The sequence below is a fragment of the Thiolapillus sp. genome (genome assembly GCF_048562965.1).
Classification (GTDB): Bacteria; Pseudomonadota; Gammaproteobacteria; order Chromatiales; family Chromatiaceae; genus Thiolapillus; species Thiolapillus brandeum_A.
Genome location: NZ_JBHNMF010000960.1, coordinates 1 through 1,078, shown reverse-complemented (window position 1 = coordinate 1,078; position 1,078 = coordinate 1). Strand labels below are relative to the sequence as shown.

At 48.6% G+C, this 1,078-nt stretch carries 2 protein-coding genes; both read right to left on the bottom strand.

The window, feature by feature from the left end; translation table 11 throughout:
• Window positions 1–243 precede the first annotated feature (243 nt).
• Window positions 244–552 (bottom strand): hypothetical protein, encoded by a 309-nt coding sequence (locus ACOCD2_RS21460; protein ID WP_293650300.1) that lies wholly within the window; start codon window positions 550–552, stop codon window positions 244–246.
• A 29-nt stretch (window positions 553–581) separates the two neighbouring features.
• Window positions 582–806 (bottom strand): entry exclusion lipoprotein TrbK, encoded by a 225-nt coding sequence (gene trbK, locus ACOCD2_RS21455; RefSeq protein ID WP_293653274.1) that lies wholly within the window; start codon window positions 804–806, stop codon window positions 582–584.
• Window positions 807–1,078 lie beyond the last annotated feature (272 nt).

The following is a 1,078-nucleotide window of genomic DNA, read 5'->3' as shown; positions in this document are numbered from 1 at the left end:
GCTCTACCCCGACAGGACAGACCTGATCATTTGCCTCAAACCCACCTCTGCTACCCACAAATTCTGCTGAGGAGCCAAAAATGTTATCCAATAACACAGTTCGCGGGGGATACGGCTATATTCTTTCGCGTCCATAGCGGCCTCCAGAAGTTTGTGTTGATTTCTCTTCTGAGAGGCAGCGCCTTGCTATGTCAACTGTTTTTTGAGATTTTTAGTGGTTTTTCTCCTCTGAAACTCTAAACTCTAGACTCTAAACTCTAGTACCGTAAATCGAATCAATTTAGCGAAGAACTCGCCGATGTCGGCTTTCCTCAGTGCCATCATGCCGAACGTCCACACCATTGAGATCAGCGCCAGTGTCCAAAACAGACGTGTAGCGACAGACTCAATAATGCTTGCCCACAAGCTCGCATTGGTTTTAAATCGGTTCAATACCGTATCCATGATGCCGGCGTTGTTGATTGCTGAAAATGCCTCTGCCGAGCACAGAAGCAGTCCCAGCATGGTAATGGCAACAAAGAGCTGTTTGCGCTTATTGGTTCTTCCATTCATACGACGTCACCGTTTCATTGTCGCTCACATCAAATGTCGCCAGGCCCCCAGGTTTTCGGCTTATCACTGGGCTTTATGGCGCTTCTTCGAAGGCATAAAGATGCAAATTTCTGCCTCAGCGCTTCCGGCTCCATTTTCATCACGTTCTCATGCCGGCAATTTTCATTGTTTACTTTGGGCATCGTGACCGTCTCGGGCCGCTCTGAACAGGCCGCCAACCCAAGGAGACCCAGCATTAAAAACACTGTTTTCATCTTTTCCTCGCTGCTTATTAATACAGGTTCTTCGTAGATTCGTGTGAAGCCTCAAATGTGGACCCCAATTATTGGGCAGCATGATAAGTGCTTTCCCGGTTCAGATCACCTTTCTGGCAGTCGCCTCATAATACACGTTATCTGGCGTCCGCCGGTCAAGGCGCTGATGCCGTCTTTCTGTGGTCAAGTGTGTCTTCGACCTCGTGATAGATTTTGGGACATCCCAGTCCCCAAAATCGACTCAGCCTTTGACAACCTATTGGTGCCCCAGC

Bases quoted from the DNA above. Each gene is read 5' to 3' on its own strand.
- trbK (WP_293653274.1), bottom strand. From the start codon at position 806: ATGAAAACAGTGTTTTTAATGCTGGGTCTCCTTGGGTTGGCGGCCTGT.
- ACOCD2_RS21460 (WP_293650300.1), bottom strand. From the start codon at position 552: ATGAATGGAAGAACCAATAAGCGCAAACAGCTCTTTGTTGCCATTACC.